The sequence below is a fragment of the Simplicispira suum genome (genome assembly GCF_003008595.1).
Classification (GTDB): domain Bacteria; phylum Pseudomonadota; class Gammaproteobacteria; order Burkholderiales; family Burkholderiaceae_C; genus Simplicispira; species Simplicispira suum.
In genome coordinates this window covers 2,998,518-3,020,042 of the sequence record NZ_CP027669.1, presented here as the reverse complement: position 1 = coordinate 3,020,042, position 21,525 = coordinate 2,998,518, and the positions used below count along the sequence as shown (strand labels likewise).

The window sequence follows — 21,525 nt, the reverse complement described above, 5'->3', positions numbered from 1 at the left end:
AGAGCCTGCCCATCAAGGCGCGCGACGCCGTGCGTGCGTGCGCACGCTCAAGGAGCGCAACGCCCAGGGGCGGGCTCTGATGGCCTTCCCTTCGGGTTGTCTCGCAAAGAGGCCGTCTGCGGCGTTTGCAAGGCACCAGCCTTGCGGCGCACGTGCGCCTTGCATACAGCCCCTTTGCGAGACAACGCGATCCCCTTGTGTTAGCAGGCCCTAGGCTTCAGACAGAGAACGCAGCAGGAAAGCGGCTACACGTCCGCTCAATGCCTCGCGCCGCGCATCGGGGCTGGCAGCGAGCAGAGAGACCGATCCGTCGGGCGCAAAGCCGCGCGCGGCCGACAAGGCGCGCACCAACTCCTGCAGTGGCCCTGCTTCGGCGGCCTCGGCTCCGATCTGCAAGCGCTGCGTGGCGGCATGGCCGCGCCGCTCCAGCGCGGCGATCAATCGCACCAGGCTGTCGGCCAGCGCCAACAGCACCGCGTCTTCGACGCTGAGTTCTTCTGCCCCCTGAAGCCTGTGCATCAGCTTGCGCGGCACCTGGCTCCATCCCTGGCTGGCCACGCCGCCCACCGCAGCGCCCAGCGCCGTGGCCGCGCCCAGCGAGAGACCGGCCAAGGCCACATCGGCCACAGCACCCACGGCCGCTCCCACCGCTGCGCCCGTGCCCAGTTTGCGCCCTGCGTCCTGCAGCGTTTGGGGGTGGAACAGATCGGCCTGCCAACGCCCGCTGGTCCAGGGCTGCAGCGCCACGTCGGCCTCGTCGCTGCGAAATCCGTACACGCCGAGCACGGCCTGCACACACTTCTGCGTGGCCTCAGCCAGTTGATCGCGGAACTGAGCCAGCGCCTGCTCCCGCCCGCCAGGGCTCGCCAGCGCCTCGCGCGGTACCGGATGGCGCAGGGCAGCGGCATGCACCAAGAGTCGCGCCACCAGCGTGGCCGCTGCCGCGCGGCGCGCCGCGCCCTGGCGTTCCAGCTCGGCCACCACAGCCTGCAACTCGGCCTGGCGCGCGCGCAGCAGAACACACAAATCCTGGAACAGCTGCCGCTCGGCGCCGACAAAGGGCGCCACGGCGTCGAACTGCATCCACACGTGCAGATTGAAGCCTGCCAACAGCGCACGCCACGCGTCGGCGCGCTCGGCAGAAGCCGCAATGAAGTTCAGCACCGGCATGACCGGGCGTGCGCAGGCACACAGGAGCTCGATCTCGCTGCGGTACTTGGGCAGTACGTCCTGGCGGCAATCGATGACGTACACCGCCGCATCAACTTCGAGCATCGTCCGCAACACCTTGGCTTCCTGCTCGTAGGCGGCGTGCGCCTCGGGTCCAGCCAGAAAGTTGCGTACGCGTTCCACCGGATTGGCGAATTCACCGGGAAGACTGCGCAGGTAGTGCTGCAGGGCGACGGCGTCTTCGAGGCCCGGCGTATCGAAAAAGCGCACCGCCGCCTGCCCGTCAATGCGCAAGTCGATGCGCTCGACATGCCGCGTGGTGCCGGGCCGCGCCGACACCTCGCCAAAGCTTCCCTGGCGCGTAAGCGTGCGCAGCAGCGAGGTTTTGCCGACATTGGTATGGCCGACCACGGCAATCGCAATAGGCTGTGTCATGCCTGCTCCTGCAACCAGGCGGAGGCCTCGGCGGAGCGCTCGAAAAAGGCCCAATCGGCCAACCCGGCGCCCTGCATCCATTCGCGCCAGATCCGGGTGCCGCCTGGCATGGGCGCGCCATCACCATCGTCCCCAGGGGCAGCATACAACAGCAGTGCGCAGCGCTGTGCCGACGCTGCAGCCTCGCTCAAAAACCGGGCTGTACCGCGGTCCGGCGACGCCGCCGCATCACACGCTACCAGCAGCGAGCGGGGCATCAGAGCCGCCAGCCGCTCCTGCGCCTGGGCCCGCTCATCAATGCTGCCGGCAATGCGGACGGTGTAGTCTGCGTCCGATCCCAGGCCTGGGGGTGGCCAGGGCAGATCGCCGCCGAGTTCGAAGCCCACCAGGGCGCGTGCCTGCGTGAACGCGCCACTTGCCGCGCTGCGGGCCCGCACACGAGCGGCACCGGGTTGCTCCGCGTCGGTCACCTGCGCCGGCTCCAGCGCCTGCAGTCGGGCCAGCAGTTGCTGGTAATAGGGGTCTGAAAGATCAATGTCGATGCGCTGCAACGCACGGCGGACGACCCAAGCACACCACAAGGCACAAAGCGCTCGCGGCAGCAGGCCGTACAGCGCCACACAGGCCAGAAGCCACCACGCGGCGTCGCGCGCCGGCCAGGCACCCGCAAGCTGCCCGGCGCCCACGTCCAGGCCCGGCACCGGCACACCGAGTGCGCCTGGCAGCGCACCCGTGGTACGCGCAAACGCCGCAAACCACTGCGGACTGAGGATGGTGGTCTCCCAGGTCAGCTGGTATTCACGAAAGGCAAAGCCAAACAACAAGCCCACCAGCATGAACACAAAGCCCAGCGTCCAGATCAGATGGCTCCCCAAACCGAATACCCAGGGGGCAAGCCGTTCCCGCGCCACCAGCCGCGTGCCGGCCTGCAGCATCGGCGCGGCCTGCGGCCCGCGCCACAATGGCAGGCGCAAGACCAGCGTGGCCAGGAAGCGGCCCAAGGAAAGCGCCCCGCCGGCCTGGGACCCGCCGCCGCGAGCTAGCAGCAGGGAGGCCAGCCAGAACAGCATGGTGAGGGCGTGCAAACCCAGCGCCGAGACGAATGCGCTGGCCGCGTTGATCGAACGCCCGTCGGCAAGCACGGCAAACAGCAGGCCATTGGCCAGGGCCAGCACCGCCGCCGCCGCAAGCAGCACCAGCAGCCAGGCGGCACCCCACCAGCGCGCCAGCTGCGCTGCCAGGCCCAGGCGCTCGCCCAGCAGCCAGGCGCGCTCACGCAGCTGTTCGCGCATGGAAAGACCGCTGCGGTGCGCCCGCACCAACGCCTGCGCGTCGTCCAGCGGGCCGTTCTGCTCAATAAGTTGCACCGCCTCGGCGACCCAGACCTGCGCCAAAGCAGTCTTCAACGCTGCGCTCAAGCGTCCACCCCGCAGGGCTTCGGCTCAAAGCACGGGCTTGCAACGCCAGGTTGCGCTTGCGTCTGACAGACAGCGCGTCGAAATAGCGTTGAAATCAACTCCAACCGGTGTTCTCCGGCCATACCGCACCACTCCCTATGGAGGTTCACCATGAAACGCCATTGCACGCACCGCACCGCCAGGCACTCGCTTGCAGCGTTTGCCGCCACCGTGGCGCTCGCACTGGTGGCGTCAGTGACACAATTGCTGCCCGACATCACGGCGCAGTCGGCCGATGCCCTGTCCAACCTGCCCGATAGCCTCGACAGGGCGCTGGCAGCGGCGGCCTTGGAATAAACACAGGCACTGCACAGCACGTCAGCCAGGGACTTGCTCGGCTCAGTCACGCGCGGTTTCCTGATGCACGATGGCCATGCGCCGGCGCAAGCGCGCTGCTTCCTCCTCGTCCCCCCTGCCCTCGGCCAGTTTTTCCTGGACCCCTAGCCACGCCAGCAGTGGACGGCGCCAGCCCTGGTGCGACGCGGTGTCCACGGCAAGCTGCACCAGTTGGGGCGACGCCTGGCCCAGCGCAAAGCGTGCTCCTGCGGCCACCAGTTGCGCGAGGGGATCGGCTTGAGCGGCAATGACCGCTGCCGCCTGCTCCGGCGCCGCGCTAGCCGCTGCCCGCTGCGCCTGCGGCAGCAAGGCGATATCGGCAGGCCCGGCACGAGCTGCCAGATAGCGCGCGTAGGCACGCTCGGCGGGCGTCGCATCTTGCGCCAAGGCATCAAAACGCGCGCAGGGCGCCAAATCCAGGCTGGCCACTTGCGCAGCGCAGCGCAGCAGCTCCAGGCGCGCCAGCTGGGCCGCATCGCCAGTGCGGGCGATCTCGCTGCGCGCCCGCGCAAACTCGGCACGCTCTACGCGCTGCCGGCCTTCGAAATACGCCTGGACCGCCCGCTCGGACGCACCGTGGGCGTTCAGTTGCCAGTCGGGCGCTGGAGGCTTGCCGGCACAGGCGGCCAGCGCTGCCAGGCATGCCAACAGCGCGGCGCGCAAAGTACGCGGCGAAAACCAGGTAGTGCTCATGGGAGAACGATCTCCTTGTCGCGCGCAAACGGCCAGCGACGGTTGATCTCGTTGACCAAACCATCGACCTTGCGCAGACTCGCTTCGACGTCGGCGCGCAGCGCGTCCAGATCGGCCGTGCCCTCGGCCACGTTGGCGCCGACCGCTTGCGCTTGCACCAATACTGCGTCCACCTTGGTCAGACTGGCACGGGCATCGGCCAAAAGTTTGCGCAGTTCGACCACGGTGGCACGCGCCTCGGGCATCACGCCCTGCGCGCCAAACACCTGTTCGTCGGCGCGCGCTGCCATACGGTCAATGCGCGCCAGCAGCGCATTGGTTCGATCCAGTGTCTGCACAATCTTCTTCGCGTCGGTTTCGCTGCCCAGCAACATGCCCAGCGCACCGCCCGGCCCCTGCAGGCGTTGGGTCAACGTGGCCACGTTGCCCAGGCTGGTGCCCAGCGCCGAATCTGCGGCAGTCAGCGCATTGAGGTTGCCGAGCAGTTCGCGGGCCGATGACATCAGTTGAGGAATCTCGGCCGTGGCGTCGCCGCGCAGCACAGGGCGCTCGGCACCATCGGGGAGCGGTGCATCCTCAAGCATGCCGGTATAGGCCCGGATGCCGGTTCCACCGACAATGCCGCGCACCAGGGTGAAAACGCTGGAAACGCGCAGCCAGTGCGCATCTTTCTGGGGCACGTCGATGAGGATGCGCGCGGTGCCATCGCCGCCCAGCTCGATCCGGCGCACCCGGCCAATCGGAAAACCCGAGAAGGTCATGTCCATTCCCACCACGACGCCCTCGGAATCGTCGGCAATCAGCACCAGGCGCTGGGTGGGTTCAAATGCTCCCCGCGCCACCATCAGGTACAGCGCCGAGCCGACCACCAGCAAGAGCGTGAAGAACAGCAGCGCAAACGCCTTGAGCCGCAGGTGCGCCACGGGACGGATGAGCTCGGCGTCGCCCAACTCGGCGGCCATCGGTTCGGGCGGGGATGGAGAGGTCATGCAATAAAGGCCGAAGAGGAAGAACCCAAAGACTCAGTAGTAATTACCAACGAGAGAGATCATCTCGATCAGCAGCAAAACGGCAAACATGCGGGCCAACCCGCCCAATTCTGAGCGGCGCTCGCTCTTGTCCAAATCGTAGAGCCCAGCGGTCATCGGGATGACGGCGATGGCCAGGCTGAAAAAAAGCGTCTTGAGAGCAAACACCAGCGTCACTTCGGGCGAAAAAACGTGGCCGAACATGCGCGTAAAGCTGGCAAGTCCAGCGGTGTTGAAGCCAAACACACTCAAATAGGACATGGCCAATGCCACCACACACGACAGGGCTGCCAGCGTCACGCTGGCGAAGGCGGCAGCCACCACACGCGGCAGCAGTTCCATGCGCACCGGGTCGGCGCCTACGCGCTCCAGCGCGGCCAGCCGCCCGCTCAAACGCAAGCTGGCAAGCTGCGAGCCGCTGGGGATGGCGCAACGCATGGCAACAAACATGGCGGCGGTCAGGGGTATCAGCTCCAGCACCAGCACGCGAATCACCATCTCCAGCGCGTAGCGCGAGAGGCCGTAACTGAGCGCAGTCACCACCACGATGCGGGTAATGACCAAACTGAGCAACGCAGCGAGCACCGTGAAGCCGATCAGAATGGGAGTGGTTTCCAGGTAAATGCGCCGCGCCATCAGGCCCCGCCCCAGCCGGCCGTAGCTCGACGGCGAAAGCCCCAGCACCAACACCACGGCGCCCAGGTAGACGATCCGCCACCAGGCCAGCGCCCAGCCCCAGATCAGGCGCGCGAGGCGCTCGGGCAGGGTGTGAACAGGTTGGCGTAGCTGCATAGGCACTTCATCATAGCTGTGCGAGCGAAATATCTAATAAAATATGCCTCCAGCGCTTATTCCAATTGCGTATGCAGCTATAAAATTGGAAGCATTCATCGTTTGCTGACTATAGCCCGCACTCCGGGCGTCCTCCCTGTCCATGCCCGGAACTCCTTCTTCCCCACCGGGCCTGCCCGCTGCGGTGCCCCACAGTCTGGTGGAAGATGCCATCGCGATCTTCACCGGGGTTGCGCTGATCTCCGTCGGCGTCGCACTGTTCACCAGCGCCGGGCTGCTCACGGGGGGCACGGCGGGGCTTGCGTTCCTGCTGCACTACGCCGCAGGCTGGGGCTTTGGCAAGGTGTTCTTTGTGATCAACCTGCCCTTTTATTGGCTCGCGCTGCGCAAATTTGGCAAGGCGTTCACGCTCAAAACCTTCATCGCCGTGGCGCTGCTGTCGCTGCTGACCGAGTTGCAGCCGCAGTTTCTGCACTTTGCCGATCTGCAGCCACTGTACGCGGCCATCGCGGGCGGCCTGATCACAGGCACCGGTTTTCTTGCACTGTTTCGGCACCGCTGCAGCCTGGGCGGTGTCGGCATTCTGGCGCTGTACCTGCAAGACCGGCACGGATGGCGCGCCGGCAAGATTCAAATGGGGCTCGATTGCGCCATCGTGCTGCTCGCGCTATGGAGCGTGGAACCGTCTCGTGTGGCGTATTCGGTGGTGGGTGCCGTTGCGCTCAACCTGGTGCTGGCCATGAATCACCGCCCGGGACGCTACATGGTGGTCTGAAGCCTCATTCGGTTTCTCAATCAACCACGTACGCGAAGGCGAAGCGCCGACAGTACAGGCGTACGACAAGCGAAGCCGACAAAGCAATCGTTTGCTTTAGAAATGGAATCAGACCCGCCACTTCTCCAGCAGCTTGTCCGGACTGAGGCTGTCGTAGGTCTCGAACGGCTGGTGAATCCAGGGGTTGGTGGGCAAAAACTCCACCGAGTAATCGGCCTCGAACGTCGACAAGGCCTTGGTCCAGATCACGGCGCTGCGCAGCTCGGTGATGGGAGCGTAATTGGTCTTGAGCATGCTGATCACGGCGTTCAAGGTGTGGCCGGTGTCAGCCAGATCGTCCACCAGCAGCACACGGCCGGCGATCTCGCCCTTGGGCGTGGTGATGAAGCGCGCGATGTCGAGGTGTCCCTGCACCGTTCCCGCCTCGGCGCGGTAGGAACTGGTCGACATGATGGCCAGGGGCTTGTCGAAAATGCGGCTGAGAATATCGCCGGGGCGCAAGCCACCGCGCGCCAGGCACAGGATGGTGTCAAACTGCCAGCCCGACTGGTGCACGCGCAGCGCCAGTTTTTCAATCAGGTTGTGGTACTCGTCATAACTGACGTAGAGATGCTTGCCGTCTTCTGTCAACATAGGTTTGCTCCTGATTCAATAGCTTTCAAACCAATAATGGTCTGCGCTGGTAGCCTATTTAGCTTGGCAAAAAAGGGTGTTGCATCATGATCGTGTGATCGCGATCGGGGCTGGTAGAGATGATCGCCACCGGGACGCCCGTGACATGTTCGATGCGCTGCAAATAAAGGCGTGCAGCAGGCGGCAAATCCTCATAGCGTGTCACGCCCACCGTCGACTGCGTCCAGCCCTCCAGCCGCTCGTACACCGGCTTGCAGCGGGAAATGTCATCCGCGCCCATGGGAAGAATGTCGGTGTGGGCCCCGTCAAGCTCGTAGCCAGTGCACAGGAGAAGTTCTTCCAGGCCATCGAGCACGTCGAGCTTGGTGATGCACAGGCCAGTGAGACCGTTGACCTGGGCGCTGCGCTTGAGCAAAGCCGCGTCAAACCAGCCGCAGCGGCGGCTGCGCCCTGTGACCACGCCTTTTTCCGCACCCACGGTGGACATGTGGTAGCCCGGTGTGCCAGGCTTTTCCCAGTCCAGTTCGGTGGGAAAGGGACCGCCGCCCACGCGCGTGCAATAGGCCTTGGTGATGCCCAGGATGTAGTGCAGCATGCCCGGCCCCACGCCCGAGCCGGCTGCGGCATTGCCAGCCACGCAATTGCTGGACGTCACATAGGGATAGGTGCCGTGATCGATGTCAAGCAAGGTACCTTGCGCGCCCTCAAACAGCAAGTTGGCACCGGCCTGGTGCGCGTCATTGAGTTCGCGGGAAACGTCGGCCATCATCGGCTTGAGCTTCTCCGCGTCGTGCATGGCGCTGGCATACACCGTGTCGAAATCAATCGCCGGGGCATTCAGATAGGTAGTAAGAATGTGGTTGTGCAGATCCAGCAAAACCCGCAGCTTTTCGGCAAAGCGCTCTGGGTGCTTGAGGTCTTGCACCCGCAGCGCACGCCGTGCAATCTTGTCTTCATAGGCCGGACCAATGCCCTTGCCCGTGGTGCCAATGCGCTCGCTGCCTGCCGTTTCGCGGCCGGTCTCGCGCGCGGCATCGAGCGCAGCGTGGAACGGCAGGATCAAGGGGCAGGCTTCACTGACGCGCAGGCGCGAACGCACTTCGACGCCGATCGCCTCAAGGCGATCAATTTCCTTGAACAACTGCTCGGTGGACAGCACCACGCCGTTGCCGATGTAACACTTGATGCCCGGACGCATGATGCCGCTTGGAATCAGGTTCAGGGCCGTCTTGACGCCATTGATCACCAGCGTATGGCCTGCATTGTGCCCACCCTGAAAACGCACCACGCCCTGGGCGCTTTCCGTTAGCCAATCGACCAGCTTGCCCTTGCCCTCGTCGCCCCACTGGGTGCCCACGACGACAACGTTCCGCCCTTTGGTACTGTTCATCTCGAATCCGGTTCAGAAATCACACAAGGCATCAGAGGGCACGAGCCACCCATTCGCCGCCAATGCACGCCAGTTCCCTGTCGCAGCGAAATTCATCCACTTCACTCTCTTGCCCCGGCAACACGCAGACCACGGTCTCACCACTTGCGCGCAGCGCCGCAATGGCCGACCGCACGTCGGCCGCGTCACCCCATGGCGCGCGGATGGCACCCCGCAGGCCGCGCGCGGGAACAATGCCCACCAGTTGCTTGAGGTCCATGCCAAAGCCCACTGCCGGGCGTTTGCGGCCAAACGCCGCGCCCACCGCGTCGTAGCGGCCGCCCTTGGCCACCGCATCGCTCGCAGCGTGCGCATAAATGGCAAAGTGCACGCCACTGTAGTACCCGTAGCCGCGCAGATCGGCCAGATCGAATCCCACACGCGTATCGGGTATCCGGCTGGCAAGCCACTGCAAATCGTCAAGCGCCGCACCGATGGCCGGCATCGCTGGCAGGACGCGCCGCGCCTCACCAATCACGGAGGTGTCTCCGTACAACTGCAGGAGCGCAAGCAAGCCCTCACGCGAAGCGGCTGGAAACCCGCGGCAGAGCGAGGCCAGCTCGCTGGCGTCCTTGGCCGCAAGGGCGGCATAAATGGCATTTTTGGCAAGGGTGTCCAGAGCAACCGATTCCAACAGGCTGCGGACAATGCGTATGTCACCCATGTCCACACAGGCGGGCCGAACCTGCGCCACCCGCAGGCAGGCCAGCGCAAGCTCAAGGCTCTCCAAATCGGCCTCTCGGCCAGCGTGCCCGTACGTTTCTGCTCCGAACTGCAGCGGTTCGCGCGAGACATGGGGGCGATCCGGCCAGGTACGCAGCACCGGACCGCAGTAACACAGCCGCGTCACGCCGCGGCGGTTAAGCAAATGGGCATCAATGCGCGCCGCCTGCTGCGTGGTGTCAGCCCGCAAACCCAGCATGCGGCCAGACATTTGATCCACCAGCTTGAAGGTCTGAAGGTCCAACGCTTGGCCAGCGCCGGTGAGCAGGGAATCGAGATGCTCCAGCAACGGCGGCATGATCAACTCATAGCCGTAGCCTCTGGCGGTGTCGAGCAAGCTGCGACGCAATTCTTCGATGTGTCTGGCCTCTGAAGGCAGCACATCGGCAATGTGATCCGGAAGGACCCAAGCAGACATGGAGGGGGGAAGAGGCAGAGAGAAAACAGCGATTCTACCGGGTGCGTCCGTGCGCGCGCTCAAGTGGTGCATGGCGCAGCAGGACAAGCCTGCCGACGCATGCAGCGTTTTACTTGCGGCCCGTGCCCGGCTCAGGCGCAGGCGAGCGCATGGAGCGGAAGAAATCTGACGACGCGGGATCCACCACGACCACGTCGCCCTTCTTGTTCATGCTGGCCTTGTAGGCCTCGAGACTGCGGTAGAAACGCGCAAACTGTGGGTCCTTGCCAAACGCATCGGCGTAAATTTTGGCTGCAGTCGCGTCGCCCTCACCCTTGACCTTCTGGGCATCGCGGTAGGCGTTGGCAAGGGCGATCTCGCGCTGGCGGTCAGCGTCAGCACGAATTTTTTCCCCTTCGGCCGCGCCGGTGGAACGCAGCTCGTTAGCCACCCGCTTGCGCTCGGCCTCCATGCGCCGATAGACCGACTCAGTGATCGCTTCTACGTAGTCGATGCGCGTAATGCGCACATCCACCACATCCACACCCCACGGCTTGGCGCCGCGCACCGATTCCAGCACTTCGCGCTTGACGTCGGCCATCAGGTCCTCGCGCTTGAGCGAAAGCAGTTCCTTGACCGTGCGCTTGTTGATTTCTTCCTGCAGCGAGTTGCGCACAACGCGGTTGAGCTGCATGGCTCCGGCGTTTTCGTCCAACCCCACGTTGCGGATGTACTGCGACGGCTCGCTGATCCGCCAGCGCACGTACCAGTCAATCACTACCCGCTGCTTTTCGGCGGTGAGCATGGGCTCGGCATCGGTGCTGTCGAGTGTTAGAAGGCGCTTGTCGATGTACGAGACGTTCTGAAACGGCGGTGGCAGCTTGAAGTTCAGCCCAGGCTCGGTGATCACCTCTTTGATCTGGCCCAAGGCATACAGCACGCCGAACTGGCGCTGATCGACAACGAACATCATGGAGCTGAGCAAGGCCAGCGCCACGAGAATGGTAGATGCAATAAAACCAACCCTGTTCACTCTGCTCTCCTAGCGCGACTCGCGCTCACGCGAGCGATTGGGATCGCGTACCCGCGAATCACCGGACAAATTCGATGGGCTCGTTGTTGGCGCATTCGGGCTTACTCCACTGGGCGCCGACTCAGCGGTAGACGCCCCCGCACCCGCGCCTGCAAGAATTTTGTCAAGCGGCAAGTACAACAGGTTCGAGCCGCTGCGTGAATCCACGAGCACCTTGGTGACATTGCTGTACACCTGCTGCATGGTTTCGATGTACATGCGGTCTCGGGTGACCTGCGGCGCTTTTTCGTACTCGGCAAACACGGCCTGGAACCGCTGCGCATCGCCTTGGGCTTGGGCAACAATGCGGGCCTTGTAGCCGTCGGCCTCTTCTTTCAACCGCGACGCCGCGCCTACGGCGCGTGGAATGACGTCGTTGGCGTAGGCCTGCGCTTCATTCTTTGCCCGCTCCCGTTCCTGGCCGGCCTTTAGCACGTCGTCAAAAGCGGCTTGCACCTGCTCGGGCGGTCGCACGCCACCCTGCTGCAAGTTGATTGCCACGACTTCGACGCCGACCTTGTAGCGATCAAGAATGATTTGCATCAATTCGCGCACACGCGGCGCAATCTGGTCACGTTCTTCAGCCAAAGCAGAATCCATGCGCATCTTGCCAACCACTTCGCGTACTGCGGTTTCTGCCGCTTGCACCACGGCATCGCCTGGATTGCGGCTTTCGAACAGCCAGGCGCGCGCGTCGCCCAAACGGTACTGAACCGCGAATTTGATCTCAACGATGTTTTCGTCTTCGGTCAGCATGGCCGACTCGCGCAGGCCTGTGGATTTGATGACCGTGTCGCGGCCCACGTCTACAGAGCGGATTTGCGTCACGAATACCAGCTCGTGTCGCTGGATCGGATACGGCAGCCGCCAGTTGAAACCGGCCCCCACCGTGGACTTGTATTTGCCAAACTGCGTAATGACGGCCTGCTGGCCTTCCTGCACGATGAAGAAGCCGGTTCCAAGCCAGATGAGCACCACAATGCCCGCAATCAAACCCAGGCCCATGCCGGCGTTTTTCATGTCGGGCTGAAAGTTGCCTCCCCCTGCGCCACGGCCACCGCCACGCTTGCCTGCGAACAATCCTGTGAGACGGCGATTGAAATCACGCCACAGCTCATCGAGATCGGGCGGCTGCCCCCCCGCTTTGGGCCCACTCGGGCGCTGGTCAGGGCGTTGTTCCGAGGTGGGCTCATCACGGCCCTCCTCATCCCCCCTGCCCCAGCGCGGGTCGTTCAGATTGAACACGCCAAGCAGGCGCAAATACCAAGGCGCCGCGCGCTGCGGCGAAGGAGACGAATTCATGCGCAAAATTCTCGGTTTCTGTTAATTCGATGACTGCTGCAAAACTGGTGCCGAAAATGGAAAATTCAATCGCTCACCAAAGTTTCTGTCTCAGTAGCAAAGGGAGCCAGCACAATTGCACTGATTTTCTCTCGAAGCTCTGCCATTCCAAGAGATTTCAAGGCGCTGACAAAAACACGCGGTATGGAGCGCCCGGCTAGCTCGTAGGTATCGACCAGATTGACGGGGCGCTGCGCCGGAGCAATGTCATCAAGCTTGTTGAAAACCAAAAGTTGCGGAATGTCTTGCGCCCCAATTTCCTGCAGCACCTTTTGAACCTGCTCAATCTGCTCCAAAAAACCCGGGTGCGCAGCATCCACCACGTGTAGCAGCAAGTCGGCTTCAACTGCCTCCTGCAAGGTCGCCTCGAATGCGTCGACCAGCCCATGCGGCAAGTCTCGAATGAAGCCCACTGTATCGGATAGGGAGACCGACCTGCCAATGTCGCCCAGATAGAGCTGCCTGGTGGTGGTATCGAGTGTGGCGAAGAGCTGATCTGCGGCATAGACGCGAGCCTTTACCAAGGCATTGAACAGCGTGGACTTCCCGGCATTGGTATAGCCAACGAGCGAAATACTGAAGACGTCGGCGCGGGAGCGATGGCGCCGCTGCGTGTTGCGGGTTCGCTTGACCTTGACGAGGCGTTCCTTGGTGCGCTTGATGGCCTCATCAATCATGCGCCGGTCAAGTTCGATCTGCTTCTCTCCTGGACCTCCGCGCACTCCGGCACCGCCGGTCTGGCGTTCCAGGTGAGACCAACGGCGAACCAGGCGCGTGCTCAGGTATCTTAGGCGCGCAAGCTCTACTTGAAGTTTTCCCTCGTGGCTGCGTGCACGCTGGGCGAATATCTCCAGAATCAGCAGCGTCCGATCATTCACCGGAAGCTCCAGCACCCGCTCAAGATTGCGCTGCTGTCCTGGGCTCAGGGCTTGATCGAAAAGAACTTCTTGCGCACCGTGCATTTGCGCAAGCAAGCGCAGCTCTTCGGCCTTGCCCGAGCCGACAAACAGCGCCGCATCGGGAGCGCTTCGCTTGCAAGTGATGCGCGCCACTGGAGCAAAACCAGCAGTTTGCGCCAACAGGCCCAGCTCGGCCAAGTCGTTGTCAAAATCGGGCAGGCCAAAATCCACTCCCACCAGAAGCACTGGCGCAGCAGAAGAAGGTGAAAACGCGGACGAGCTCAAGTCAGCGAACTTGCCACTGGGGCCAGGATGCACATGGACAAAGAAGAACCGTCATCGGGCTTCGGCCGCCGCCGCACCTTCGTCGTCGCCCGACTCTGCGGTGGTGAAAGTCACAGGCCTGCCCGGAACGATGGTCGAAATGGCGTGCTTGTAGACCATCTGCGTAACCGTGTTGCGAAGCAACACTACATACTGATCAAAGGATTCAATCTGCCCCTGCAGCTTGATGCCATTGACGAGATAAATGGAAACAGGCACATGCTCGCGGCGCAGGGCGTTGAGAAAGGGATCCTGAAGAAGTTGACCTTTGTTGCTCACGATATTCTCCGTGTTCAAGTTTGTTGTTGTAAAAAGGGGACCTTACCACAGGCAAGCCGTTTTTTTGCCTGCGGTGACTGCTTTCATACCCCGTTGCAGGGTTGTCTCCCAATCAGATCACTGCTAGCACCACCTCGGGCTGGACCGCACTCGCCCGTGCACAGCCCGGAGAGACGCTTGCATGGACATCCTAAGCCTTCTCGTTGTCCGCATAAGGGTTGTGCGACGTCTTCATCTCGATCCGCAAAGGAGTTCCCACAAGATCGAATTCCTTACGAAAACGCGCTTCCAGAAACCGCTTGTAGGCGTCGGTGACATGCTCTAGTGAGTTGCCATGGATCACGATGACGGGAGGATTCATCCCCCCCTGGTGCGCATAACGCAGCTTGGGGCGAAACATGCCCGCGCGCTTGGGACTTTGAAACTGGACGGCTTCAAGCAGCAGGCGCGTGAGCACGGGCGTGGACATCTTGCAGGTCGCAGCCTTGTAGGCCTGCGTCAGGGCGGACCACAACGGGCCGAGCCCTTGGCGCTTCTTTGCCGAAATGAAATGCAGCGACGCAAACTTCAAAAATGCCAAGCGAGTTTCGATGGAACGCTCAAGCAGTTGCCGCTGGTAGTCATCAACAGCATCCCACTTGTTGACGGCAAGCACGACTGCGCGCCCCCGCTCCAAAATGTAGCCTGCAATGTGGGCATCCTGATCCGTCACCCCTTGCGTGGCGTCCAGCAGCAAAAGCACCACGTTGGCTGAGTCAATAGCTTGCAGTGTTTTGACGACGGAGAATTTTTCAATGGCTTCAAATACTTTGCCTTTTTTGCGGAGGCCGGCAGTATCAATCAGGTCGAATCGCTGACCATTGCGCTCGAAGGGAACGGTGATCGCGTCCCGCGTCGTACCGGGCATGTCAAAAGCCACCAGACGCTCCTCACCCAGCCAAGTATTGATCAGCGTCGATTTCCCTACGTTAGGGCGGCCAGCCACAGTCAGGCGGATGGCTGCTTTTTCATCGGCAGGCAGCTCCGTCTCCTCCGGCTCCGGAAGCGACGCCAAGGCCAAGTCGATGAGATCGCGAATACCCTGGCCATGCGCCGCAGAAACCGCATGCACTTCGCCCAAGCCCAGTTCATAGAACTCAGACAGCTGTGCCGCGCCGACCATGCCTTCGGCCTTGTTGGCCGTCAGGACGCAGGGCTTGCCCAGGCGACGCAGATACTTGGCAATATCGTGGTCTTGGGACGAAACTCCAGCGCGCGCGTCCACCACAAATACCACCGCATCGGCTTCCGCCACTGCCTGGCGCGTCTGCTTTGCCATTTCGCTGAAAATGCCGCTGGAGGCCTCTGGTTCAAAGCCGCCGGTATCGATCACGATGAACTCACGTGCGCCTTGTCGCCCATGGCCATAGTGGCGATCACGCGTCAGGCCAGCAAAATCAGCAACGATGGCGTCGCGCGACTTGGTCAGGCGATTGAAAAGCGTCGACTTGCCGACGTTGGGTCGGCCGACGAGCGCAATGACTGGATTCATCACAATGAAGCCGCCTCAATCGGGACGAAAGCCAAAGACACTGCCACTGCGCGTCACGACCACCAGCGTATCGGCGGCGGCGACGGGCGCTACATCAATTGCCGAGCCGTCGGTTCCAATTCGGTTGAGCGGACTGGCGTCTTCCCGCGACAGAAAATGCACCCAACCTGTGTCGTCCCCCACCACTACGGACCGGCCCAACAACAGGGGAGCGGAGAGATGGCGGTAGCGTAGCCGCTCGCTGACCCACAAACGCATTCCGTCCGCGCGGTTCCATGCAACCACGGTGCCGTTGCTCTCGGCACCGAATACGACGCTGTCATCACCCGAAATGCCTGTGCCTCCGTAGGCCTTTTGCGCCCAGTCAACGCGACCTCCCGCCAGATCAACACACGCCACGCTGGCCTGAAACGCTCGGGCGCAAAGCCGCGATTGGGATCGGGCGACGGGAGCCACAAGTTCCACCAGCCGCTCGACATCGTTGGTGCCGCGCGGATTTGCCAAGGGCGCATCCCAGAGAACCGCTCCACTATTCGGGTTGACTCCAACCAGGCGCCCGCCCATACCCACTACCAGCGTGTCTCCCACCGCCAGCAAGACGCCGGATTGGCGAAGCACCAGGGGCGCTCCGGTACCGGGCTGGGTCCAAAGCGAGGTGCCATTGGCTGCATCGAAGGCAGACAAGGAACGATCTGCAGCCAGTACAAAAATTCGCTCACCGGCTACCAAGGGCGCGGTGAAAACCTGGGCAGGAAGTCGATGTCGCCAGAGCACTCGCCCCGATTCCATCACGATCAGGTCGTTTTCGCGCGATACCACCGCAGCCCAGCGCCCGTCGCTGCCAACACCGGCAGCAAGGCGTTCGGGTAACTTGGCTCGCCAGATATCGGCTCCTGTTTTGGCATCCAGGCTGGCCACGGTGCCGTCCGAAGATGCCAGTACGACGGAGCCAGCTTGGACATTGACTTGCAGAGGCAGGCCGGCTGTGCTCCCAATGCGCGTCGTCCAGGCCTGGCGCACTGCAAGCACGGGGATATTGGGACCCAACTCCGCAGGCTTGGGGCGCTCAGCGCCCCCCTTCCACAGGGAACACGCAGACAGGACCAGCGCAGAAAGCACCAGCACAGCGGGGCGCACCATGCGAGAAAACCTGAAATTGGAGCCCATCATTTCCCTGCATCCTTCGCAAGATCGGAGGTGTTTTCCTCTGGACGAACGCCCATCGCGTTCAACTTGATTTCCACCAAACGCCGATATTCCACCGAAGGTTCAAAGCCCTTGTAGGCAAGCTTGTACTGTGCAATCGCTTCCTCACGCTTCCCGAGAAGCGAAAATACATCGCCCTTGCGATCCGCTACGGTAGCTCCAAACTCAGGGGGGAATTCGAAATTCAGCTGTTCCAGCGCCTGATCGTAGTCCCCTTGGGCAATCAGAACGCTCGACAAGCGCAGACGCGCAATCGCCTTGTAACCCGCGTCGCTTCCACTGGAGGCCACCCAGTTGAGTGCCTCCTTGGCCAGATCGAGCTTGCCAGCTTCTTCTTGCATTTTTGCAACCAACAGGCCCGCTTGAGACGCTTGCGTCGTTCCGCCGTGCTTGGCGCGCATATCGCTAAAAGCCTGCTCCAAGCGCTGGCCGTCCTTGCCTCTTGCTGCTGTTTCGATGGCATCAAACAACGCACTGGCCTGCGTGGCTTGCCGCGCTTGCCAAAACTGATAGCCATTCCAACCCGCCAAACCCAGCAGCACGATGGTGAGCAGGGACGAAATCAGCGTACCCCACGTGGCCCAAAAGTGCTTGAGTTGGTCCAGTTGTTCTTGTTCTTCGAGATCGAGATGAGTTGCCATGTCTTTTTTTTGGTCAAGAGGTTGCCGAGAGAATCAAGGAGACAGCCCAAATGCCTGCATCCGCCAGAGGCTGCTCTGATTGCGCACCAGTTCCGTCGCGCAAGGACTTGATGACGCACGCACCGCGCGCAAACTCGTCCGCACCAAAGATGATCGCATGCCGCGCACCGCTGGCATCCGCACGGCGCAGTTGCGATTTCATGCTGCCCATTCCGTCGCTCGCGCTGCCAGGGGTATGCATCTGCACTTGGACGCCGGCTCGTCGCAAAGCTTCAAGAACTACGGTGGCCGCAGGAATCAAATGGGCGTCGGGCAGCACGGCATATGCATCAGGCGCTGGCATTGGAAATGCTTGTGATTTCAGATTGAGCAGCTCAAAGACACGCTCGACACCCATCGCCCAGCCCACAGCCGGTGCAGGTTTGCCACCAATCTCCTCGATCAGGTAATCGTACCGTCCCCCGCCGCAGATGGTGCCCTGCGAGCCCAAGTCGTCGGTAACGAACTCAAACACCGTGCGGTTGTAATAGTCGAGGCCGCGAACCAGGCGCGCATTGAATTGCCAAGCGACGCCATTTGCATCCAGGATTGCGGTCACCAGCTCAAAATGCGCCAGAGATTCAGCATCCAAATAGTCCCGCAAGCGGGGTGCGCCCTCAATCAAACCCTGCATTGCGGGATTTTTACTGTCCAGAATGCGCAGCGGATTGCTGTGCAAGCGTCGCTTGGCATCGTCGTCCAAGGACTCGAGATGCTGCTCAAAATACTGGATCAATGCAGCGCGATGGGCCTTGCGCTCTGCCGGTTGCCCGAGCGTGTTGAGCTCCAACCGGATATTTTCCAGCCCAAGCTCTTTCCAAAGTGCATTCGCTAACAAAATAAGTTCGGCATCGACTTCAGCTCCAGGAAAACCCAGCGCTTCCGCACCAATCTGATGAAACTGTCGGTACCGACCACGCTGCGGACGTTCATGCCGAAACATCGGTCCCATGTAATACAAGCGCTTACCACCGTCATAGAGTAGAGAATGTTCGGTGACAGCACGCACCACGCCAGCCGTACTTTCAGGCCTCAGGGTGAGCAACTCTCCATTCAAACGGTCTTCAAAGGAATACATCTCTTTTTCGACGATATCCGTTACTTCACCCAATCCGCGAACAAACAGCGCAGTATTTTCGACAATGGGCGTACGGATATTTCGATAGGCATAGCGGGCCATCAAGTCCCGCACCTTTGCCTCGAGCCACTCCCAACCTGCCGAGGCTGGAGGAAGAATGTCATTCATTCCTTTGACTGAGGATATTTTTTCTTTTTTTGTGTTATGCATATTTCTAAGCGAAGCCAGCACCGGGAAAGCAAAATCTCAAGCGATATCAATCTTGCCGGATGGTGGTTTTTCCAAAGCGGCGTTCGATGTAATTTTCAACCAGGCTGCGAAACTCCGAAACGATATCGTCACCGCGCAGCGTTACGCTTTTCTGACCGTCCACGTATACGGGTGCCGCTGGCGCCTCGCCTGTGCCCGGTAAGCTGATGCCGATATCTGCGTGTTTGCTCTCTCCCGGGCCATTCACAATGCAGCCCATCACAGCCACTTTGAGCGATTCAACGCCGGGAAAAGTCTTCTTCCATTCAGGCATGCGCTCACGCAAAAAATCATCGATATCCTTGGCCAACTCCTGAAATGTGGTACTGGTGGTGCGGCCACAACCGGGGCAGGCTGTAACGCTAGGGACGAAGCGGCGCAGTTCGAGCGCCTGAAGAATCTCCGACGCGACCACCACCTCTTGGTTGCGGCTCTCGCCCGGCTTCGGCGTCAGTGAAACCCGGATCGTGTCTCCAATACCCTCCTGCAGCAGGATGGACAGCGCAGCAGCGGAGGCCACCGTGCCCTTGGTCCCCATACCAGCTTCGGTCAAGCCCAGATGCAGTGCGTAGTCGCAGCGGTTCGCGAGTTCACGGTAGACCGCAACCAGATCCTGGACGCCACTGACCTTGCAGGAAAGGATGATCTGTTCGCCCGGGAGACCGATATCCTCGGCACGCCGAGCAGAATCCACGGCAGAGACAATTAAGGCTTCGTACATGACCTGGCGGGCGTCCCACGGACTCGCCCGCAAGCTGTTCTCGTCCATCAGGCTGGCGAGCAGTTCTTGATCCAGGCTTCCCCAATTCACGCCGATTCGCACAGCCTTGTTCCAACGTGCAGCGGCCTCGATCATCAGACCAAACTGGCGATCACGCTTCTCTCCTCTACCAACATTTCCGGGATTAATGCGGTATTTAGCCAAGGCCTGCGCACAAGCCGGATAGTCAGTGAGAAGCGTGTGACCGTTGTAGTGGAAGTCCCCAACCAGTGGAACATCGATACCCATTCGATCCAACTGCTCGCGTACATAGGGAACCGCTGCCGCCGCCTCGGGCGTGTTCACGGTGATTCGCACAAGTTCCGAGCCTGCGAGGGCCAGCTGCTTCACCTGGATGGCCGTCCCCAGTGCGTCCACCGTGTCGGTGTTGGTCATGGACTGAATGCGCACGGGAGCATCGCCCCCCACCGTAACCAATTTGCCGTTGCATTCAATACGCGCCTGCCGAGTGCGGCGTCGTATCGGCTGAGAAAAAACAATGGGCGGGCGCTCTGTGTTAGACATGCTCACGGTTGAACCTCAAATCGAGCCACGTTTTCACGTGCCGATGCAACAATATCGCGCTTGTCTCCCATCACGAACACATCGGTCGCATCCGCTCGGCCAACAACAATCGCCAGACGACCCGATTGGTTAATCGACACACTCTCGCCCGCCTTCAACGTACGTTCGAGCACAAGCACCCCCTGTGCATCCTTGACCTGAATCCAGCTTTCTCCACGCGCCTTGAACACCACTCGCGGCGCCCTCGAGGCAGGCTCACTTGCTTTCTCAATGGCAGCAACGGCGGGCAGCGCGACACCACCAGCCGCCGGCGCGCTCGCCGCCAGCCGAACTACAGGCGCCACTGGCACTGCCAATGCCTCAGGGACAGTTGCAGCAGCGGCAACGGGAGCCTTCGTGTCCGCAATGCCTGAAGCAGACGGCACCTGAGCAGGTGTTGATATCTCGTTTGGATTGTCCGCCCACTGCAAGGCCGAAGGAAACCAGGCTACAACCCCGGCACCCACCAGCAGGACGATCACAGCCAAAACGAGGGGTTTCGAGAGGCGACTGAGCACTCCACGCGAACGCTCTGAGCCATCCCGGAAACTTGCATTGACGGAGGTCTGCCGCGTTGGCAGCCGCTGTGCAGCGCCCTGTGGCAACAGTGCCAGCACGGGCGCGGAATCCATTTTCAGTGCCCGGCACACACTGCTTGCCAAGGCACGCGCGAAAACGGCATCGGGCAGCGCCTCAAAGTCATCCCGCTCCAGAGCCTCAATTTTGCTAACTGGAACCTTCAGTGAAAAGGCAATTGATTCGATATGAACACCGGCAGCAAGTCGGGCCTCACGCAACAAAGCGCCCGCCGAACCGGCCGGGCGCTCTTCAGGTTCCTGAACAGCCGCCCCCCATTGCTCGCGATCACTCATCGAAAGCACCTCGCTGAAAAGCTGAATATTCGCGCGAATCAGGGAACCTACGGCGCAGTTGGTCTCCGAGCTGACGCACCGCCAGCGGATCTTTCAAAGCACGTTCGATCTTGATACCGAGCCAGAGCGACTCTGCATTGGCCAGCTCACTGTTGTTCAAGCGACGTACATAAAACTGGGCGCGTGTGAAATCGCCTCGCTGAAACTGCAGTACGCCGATGTTGTAGGCCACCACCGGATTTCCAGCATCAATTTCATAGGCAGAAAGCAAGGTCTTTTCGGCAAGCGCATGGTTCCCCGCGCGCGCCTGACACAAGCCCTGCGCCATCAGTGATTTGCTGCGAGCAGTGTAGGTTGGATCGCCTAACGCACGAGCGAAGAGTTGATCGGCCTCGGCATATTTCTGCTGCTGACACAGCAGCCAGCCGCGGTTGTGCAAGGCGTCGACATCCCCGGATGCAAGGCCAGCGCACGTTGAAAACTCTCGTCGGCTTGGGCAAAGTCATTGAGCCGCATGTAGACAAGGCCGCGCACGTTGTAGGCATCAGCATAGGTTGGATCTGCTGCGAGCGACTGCTTTACCTCATCGAGCGCCACCTTGGTCTGGCCATGGCTCAGGTAGCTGACTGCCAGTTCCAGGCGAATACGAGCCCGACGCCTCACCTCGGGCTCGTCAGAGGGTGTGAGATATTGCCCTCCCTGTGCACCAACGGAAGGCTTTCCGAGATTCGCACAGCCCGAGAGGCCGGCGCCTGCACCAAGCAGTACGAACACGAGAAAAACGCTATTCATCCAGAAGCTG

General features: G+C 61.5%; 20 protein-coding genes and 1 pseudogene. 2 read left to right on the top strand and 19 right to left on the bottom strand.

Annotated features, from left to right (window positions below):
* Positions 1-210: 210 nt before the first annotated feature.
* Complete coding sequence (locus tag C6571_RS14025) at positions 211-1,605, bottom strand: GTPase/DUF3482 domain-containing protein (RefSeq protein WP_106447238.1); 1,395 nt, start codon at positions 1,603-1,605, stop codon at positions 211-213.
* A complete protein-coding gene (locus C6571_RS14020; RefSeq protein ID WP_146139338.1) occupies positions 1,602-3,011 on the bottom strand; it encodes a DUF2868 domain-containing protein in 1,410 nt (469 codons plus the stop codon). The genes C6571_RS14025 and C6571_RS14020 overlap by 4 nt, the downstream gene beginning before the upstream one ends.
* Positions 3,012-3,173: 162 nt before the next feature.
* Between C6571_RS14020 and C6571_RS14015 the strand changes: the two genes are divergently transcribed.
* On the top strand, positions 3,174-3,359 hold the full coding sequence (locus C6571_RS14015) for a hypothetical protein (RefSeq protein WP_106447236.1): 186 nt from the start codon (positions 3,174-3,176) through the stop codon (positions 3,357-3,359).
* Positions 3,360-3,401: 42 nt separating this feature from the next.
* On the opposite strand, the gene C6571_RS14010 is transcribed toward C6571_RS14015, so the two are convergent.
* Genes C6571_RS14010 through C6571_RS14000 form a run of 3 tightly spaced genes read right to left on the bottom strand, consistent with a single transcriptional unit; the run spans position 3,402 to position 5,911 of the window.
* Positions 3,402-4,091 (bottom strand): hypothetical protein, encoded by a 690-nt coding sequence (locus C6571_RS14010; protein ID WP_106447235.1) that lies wholly within the window; start codon positions 4,089-4,091, stop codon positions 3,402-3,404.
* Positions 4,088-5,080, bottom strand: a complete 993-nt coding sequence (locus tag C6571_RS14005; RefSeq protein WP_106447234.1) for an MlaD family protein — start codon at positions 5,078-5,080, stop codon at positions 4,088-4,090. The genes C6571_RS14010 and C6571_RS14005 overlap by 4 nt, the downstream gene beginning before the upstream one ends.
* Before the next feature lie 33 nt (positions 5,081-5,113).
* Positions 5,114-5,911, bottom strand: a complete 798-nt coding sequence (locus C6571_RS14000) for an MlaE family ABC transporter permease (RefSeq protein WP_106447233.1) — start codon at positions 5,909-5,911, stop codon at positions 5,114-5,116.
* 142 nt (positions 5,912-6,053) lie between these two features.
* Between C6571_RS14000 and C6571_RS13995 the strand changes: the two genes are divergently transcribed.
* Complete coding sequence (locus tag C6571_RS13995; protein ID WP_106447232.1) at positions 6,054-6,686, top strand: YitT family protein; 633 nt, start codon at positions 6,054-6,056, stop codon at positions 6,684-6,686.
* A 108-nt stretch (positions 6,687-6,794) separates the two neighbouring features.
* Here the strand turns inward: C6571_RS13995 and C6571_RS13990 are convergent, their stop codons facing one another.
* From C6571_RS13990 to pilW, 14 genes and pseudogenes are all read right to left on the bottom strand, one after another.
* Positions 6,795-7,319, bottom strand: a complete 525-nt coding sequence (locus tag C6571_RS13990; RefSeq protein ID WP_106447231.1) for a phosphoribosyltransferase — start codon at positions 7,317-7,319, stop codon at positions 6,795-6,797.
* Positions 7,320-7,377: 58 nt separating this feature from the next.
* The gene (locus tag C6571_RS13985) at positions 7,378-8,709 is read right to left on the bottom strand and encodes an adenylosuccinate synthase (protein WP_106447230.1); all 1,332 of its coding nucleotides are present in this window, start codon (positions 8,707-8,709) and stop codon (positions 7,378-7,380) included.
* Between the two features lie 31 nt (positions 8,710-8,740).
* Positions 8,741-9,889 carry an ATP phosphoribosyltransferase regulatory subunit gene (locus C6571_RS13980; RefSeq protein ID WP_106447229.1) on the bottom strand — a complete coding sequence of 383 codons (1,149 nt, stop codon included), beginning with the start codon at positions 9,887-9,889 and terminating at the stop codon, positions 8,741-8,743.
* Positions 9,890-9,998: 109 nt separating this feature from the next.
* Positions 9,999-10,901, bottom strand: coding sequence for a protease modulator HflC (gene hflC / locus C6571_RS13975; protein ID WP_106447228.1), 903 nt, complete (start codon positions 10,899-10,901; stop codon positions 9,999-10,001).
* Between the two features lie 9 nt (positions 10,902-10,910).
* Positions 10,911-12,242: an FtsH protease activity modulator HflK gene (hflK, locus tag C6571_RS13970; protein ID WP_106447227.1), complete on the bottom strand. Its 1,332-nt coding sequence runs from the start codon at positions 12,240-12,242 to the stop codon at positions 10,911-10,913.
* Positions 12,243-12,307: 65 nt separating this feature from the next.
* On the bottom strand, positions 12,308-13,426 hold the full coding sequence (gene hflX, locus C6571_RS13965; RefSeq protein WP_476749587.1) for a GTPase HflX: 1,119 nt from the start codon (positions 13,424-13,426) through the stop codon (positions 12,308-12,310).
* Positions 13,427-13,516: 90 nt separating this feature from the next.
* Complete coding sequence (hfq, locus tag C6571_RS13960) at positions 13,517-13,783, bottom strand: RNA chaperone Hfq (RefSeq protein WP_420542571.1); 267 nt, start codon at positions 13,781-13,783, stop codon at positions 13,517-13,519.
* 190 nt (positions 13,784-13,973) lie between these two features.
* Complete coding sequence (gene der / locus C6571_RS13955; protein WP_106447225.1) at positions 13,974-15,314, bottom strand: ribosome biogenesis GTPase Der; 1,341 nt, start codon at positions 15,312-15,314, stop codon at positions 13,974-13,976.
* Positions 15,315-15,329: 15 nt separating this feature from the next.
* Positions 15,330-16,454 (bottom strand): outer membrane protein assembly factor BamB, encoded by a 1,125-nt coding sequence (gene bamB, locus C6571_RS13950; protein ID WP_245901292.1) that lies wholly within the window; start codon positions 16,452-16,454, stop codon positions 15,330-15,332.
* A 26-nt stretch (positions 16,455-16,480) separates the two neighbouring features.
* The gene (locus C6571_RS13945; protein ID WP_106447223.1) at positions 16,481-17,161 is read right to left on the bottom strand and encodes a YfgM family protein; all 681 of its coding nucleotides are present in this window, start codon (positions 17,159-17,161) and stop codon (positions 16,481-16,483) included.
* Positions 17,162-17,174: 13 nt separating this feature from the next.
* Entirely contained in the window at positions 17,175-18,488 is a 1,314-nt protein-coding gene (gene hisS / locus C6571_RS13940) for a histidine--tRNA ligase (protein WP_106447222.1), read from the bottom strand.
* Positions 18,489-18,534: 46 nt separating this feature from the next.
* Positions 18,535-19,812, bottom strand: a complete 1,278-nt coding sequence (gene ispG / locus C6571_RS13935) for a flavodoxin-dependent (E)-4-hydroxy-3-methylbut-2-enyl-diphosphate synthase (protein ID WP_106447221.1) — start codon at positions 19,810-19,812, stop codon at positions 18,535-18,537.
* A 2-nt stretch (positions 19,813-19,814) separates the two neighbouring features.
* The gene (locus C6571_RS13930) at positions 19,815-20,723 is read right to left on the bottom strand and encodes a helix-turn-helix domain-containing protein (RefSeq protein WP_106447220.1); all 909 of its coding nucleotides are present in this window, start codon (positions 20,721-20,723) and stop codon (positions 19,815-19,817) included.
* Positions 20,716-21,515: pseudogene (gene pilW, locus C6571_RS13925) on the bottom strand (type IV pilus biogenesis/stability protein PilW). Before pilW ends, C6571_RS13930 begins: the two are co-directional and overlap by 8 nt.
* Positions 21,516-21,525 lie beyond the last annotated feature (10 nt).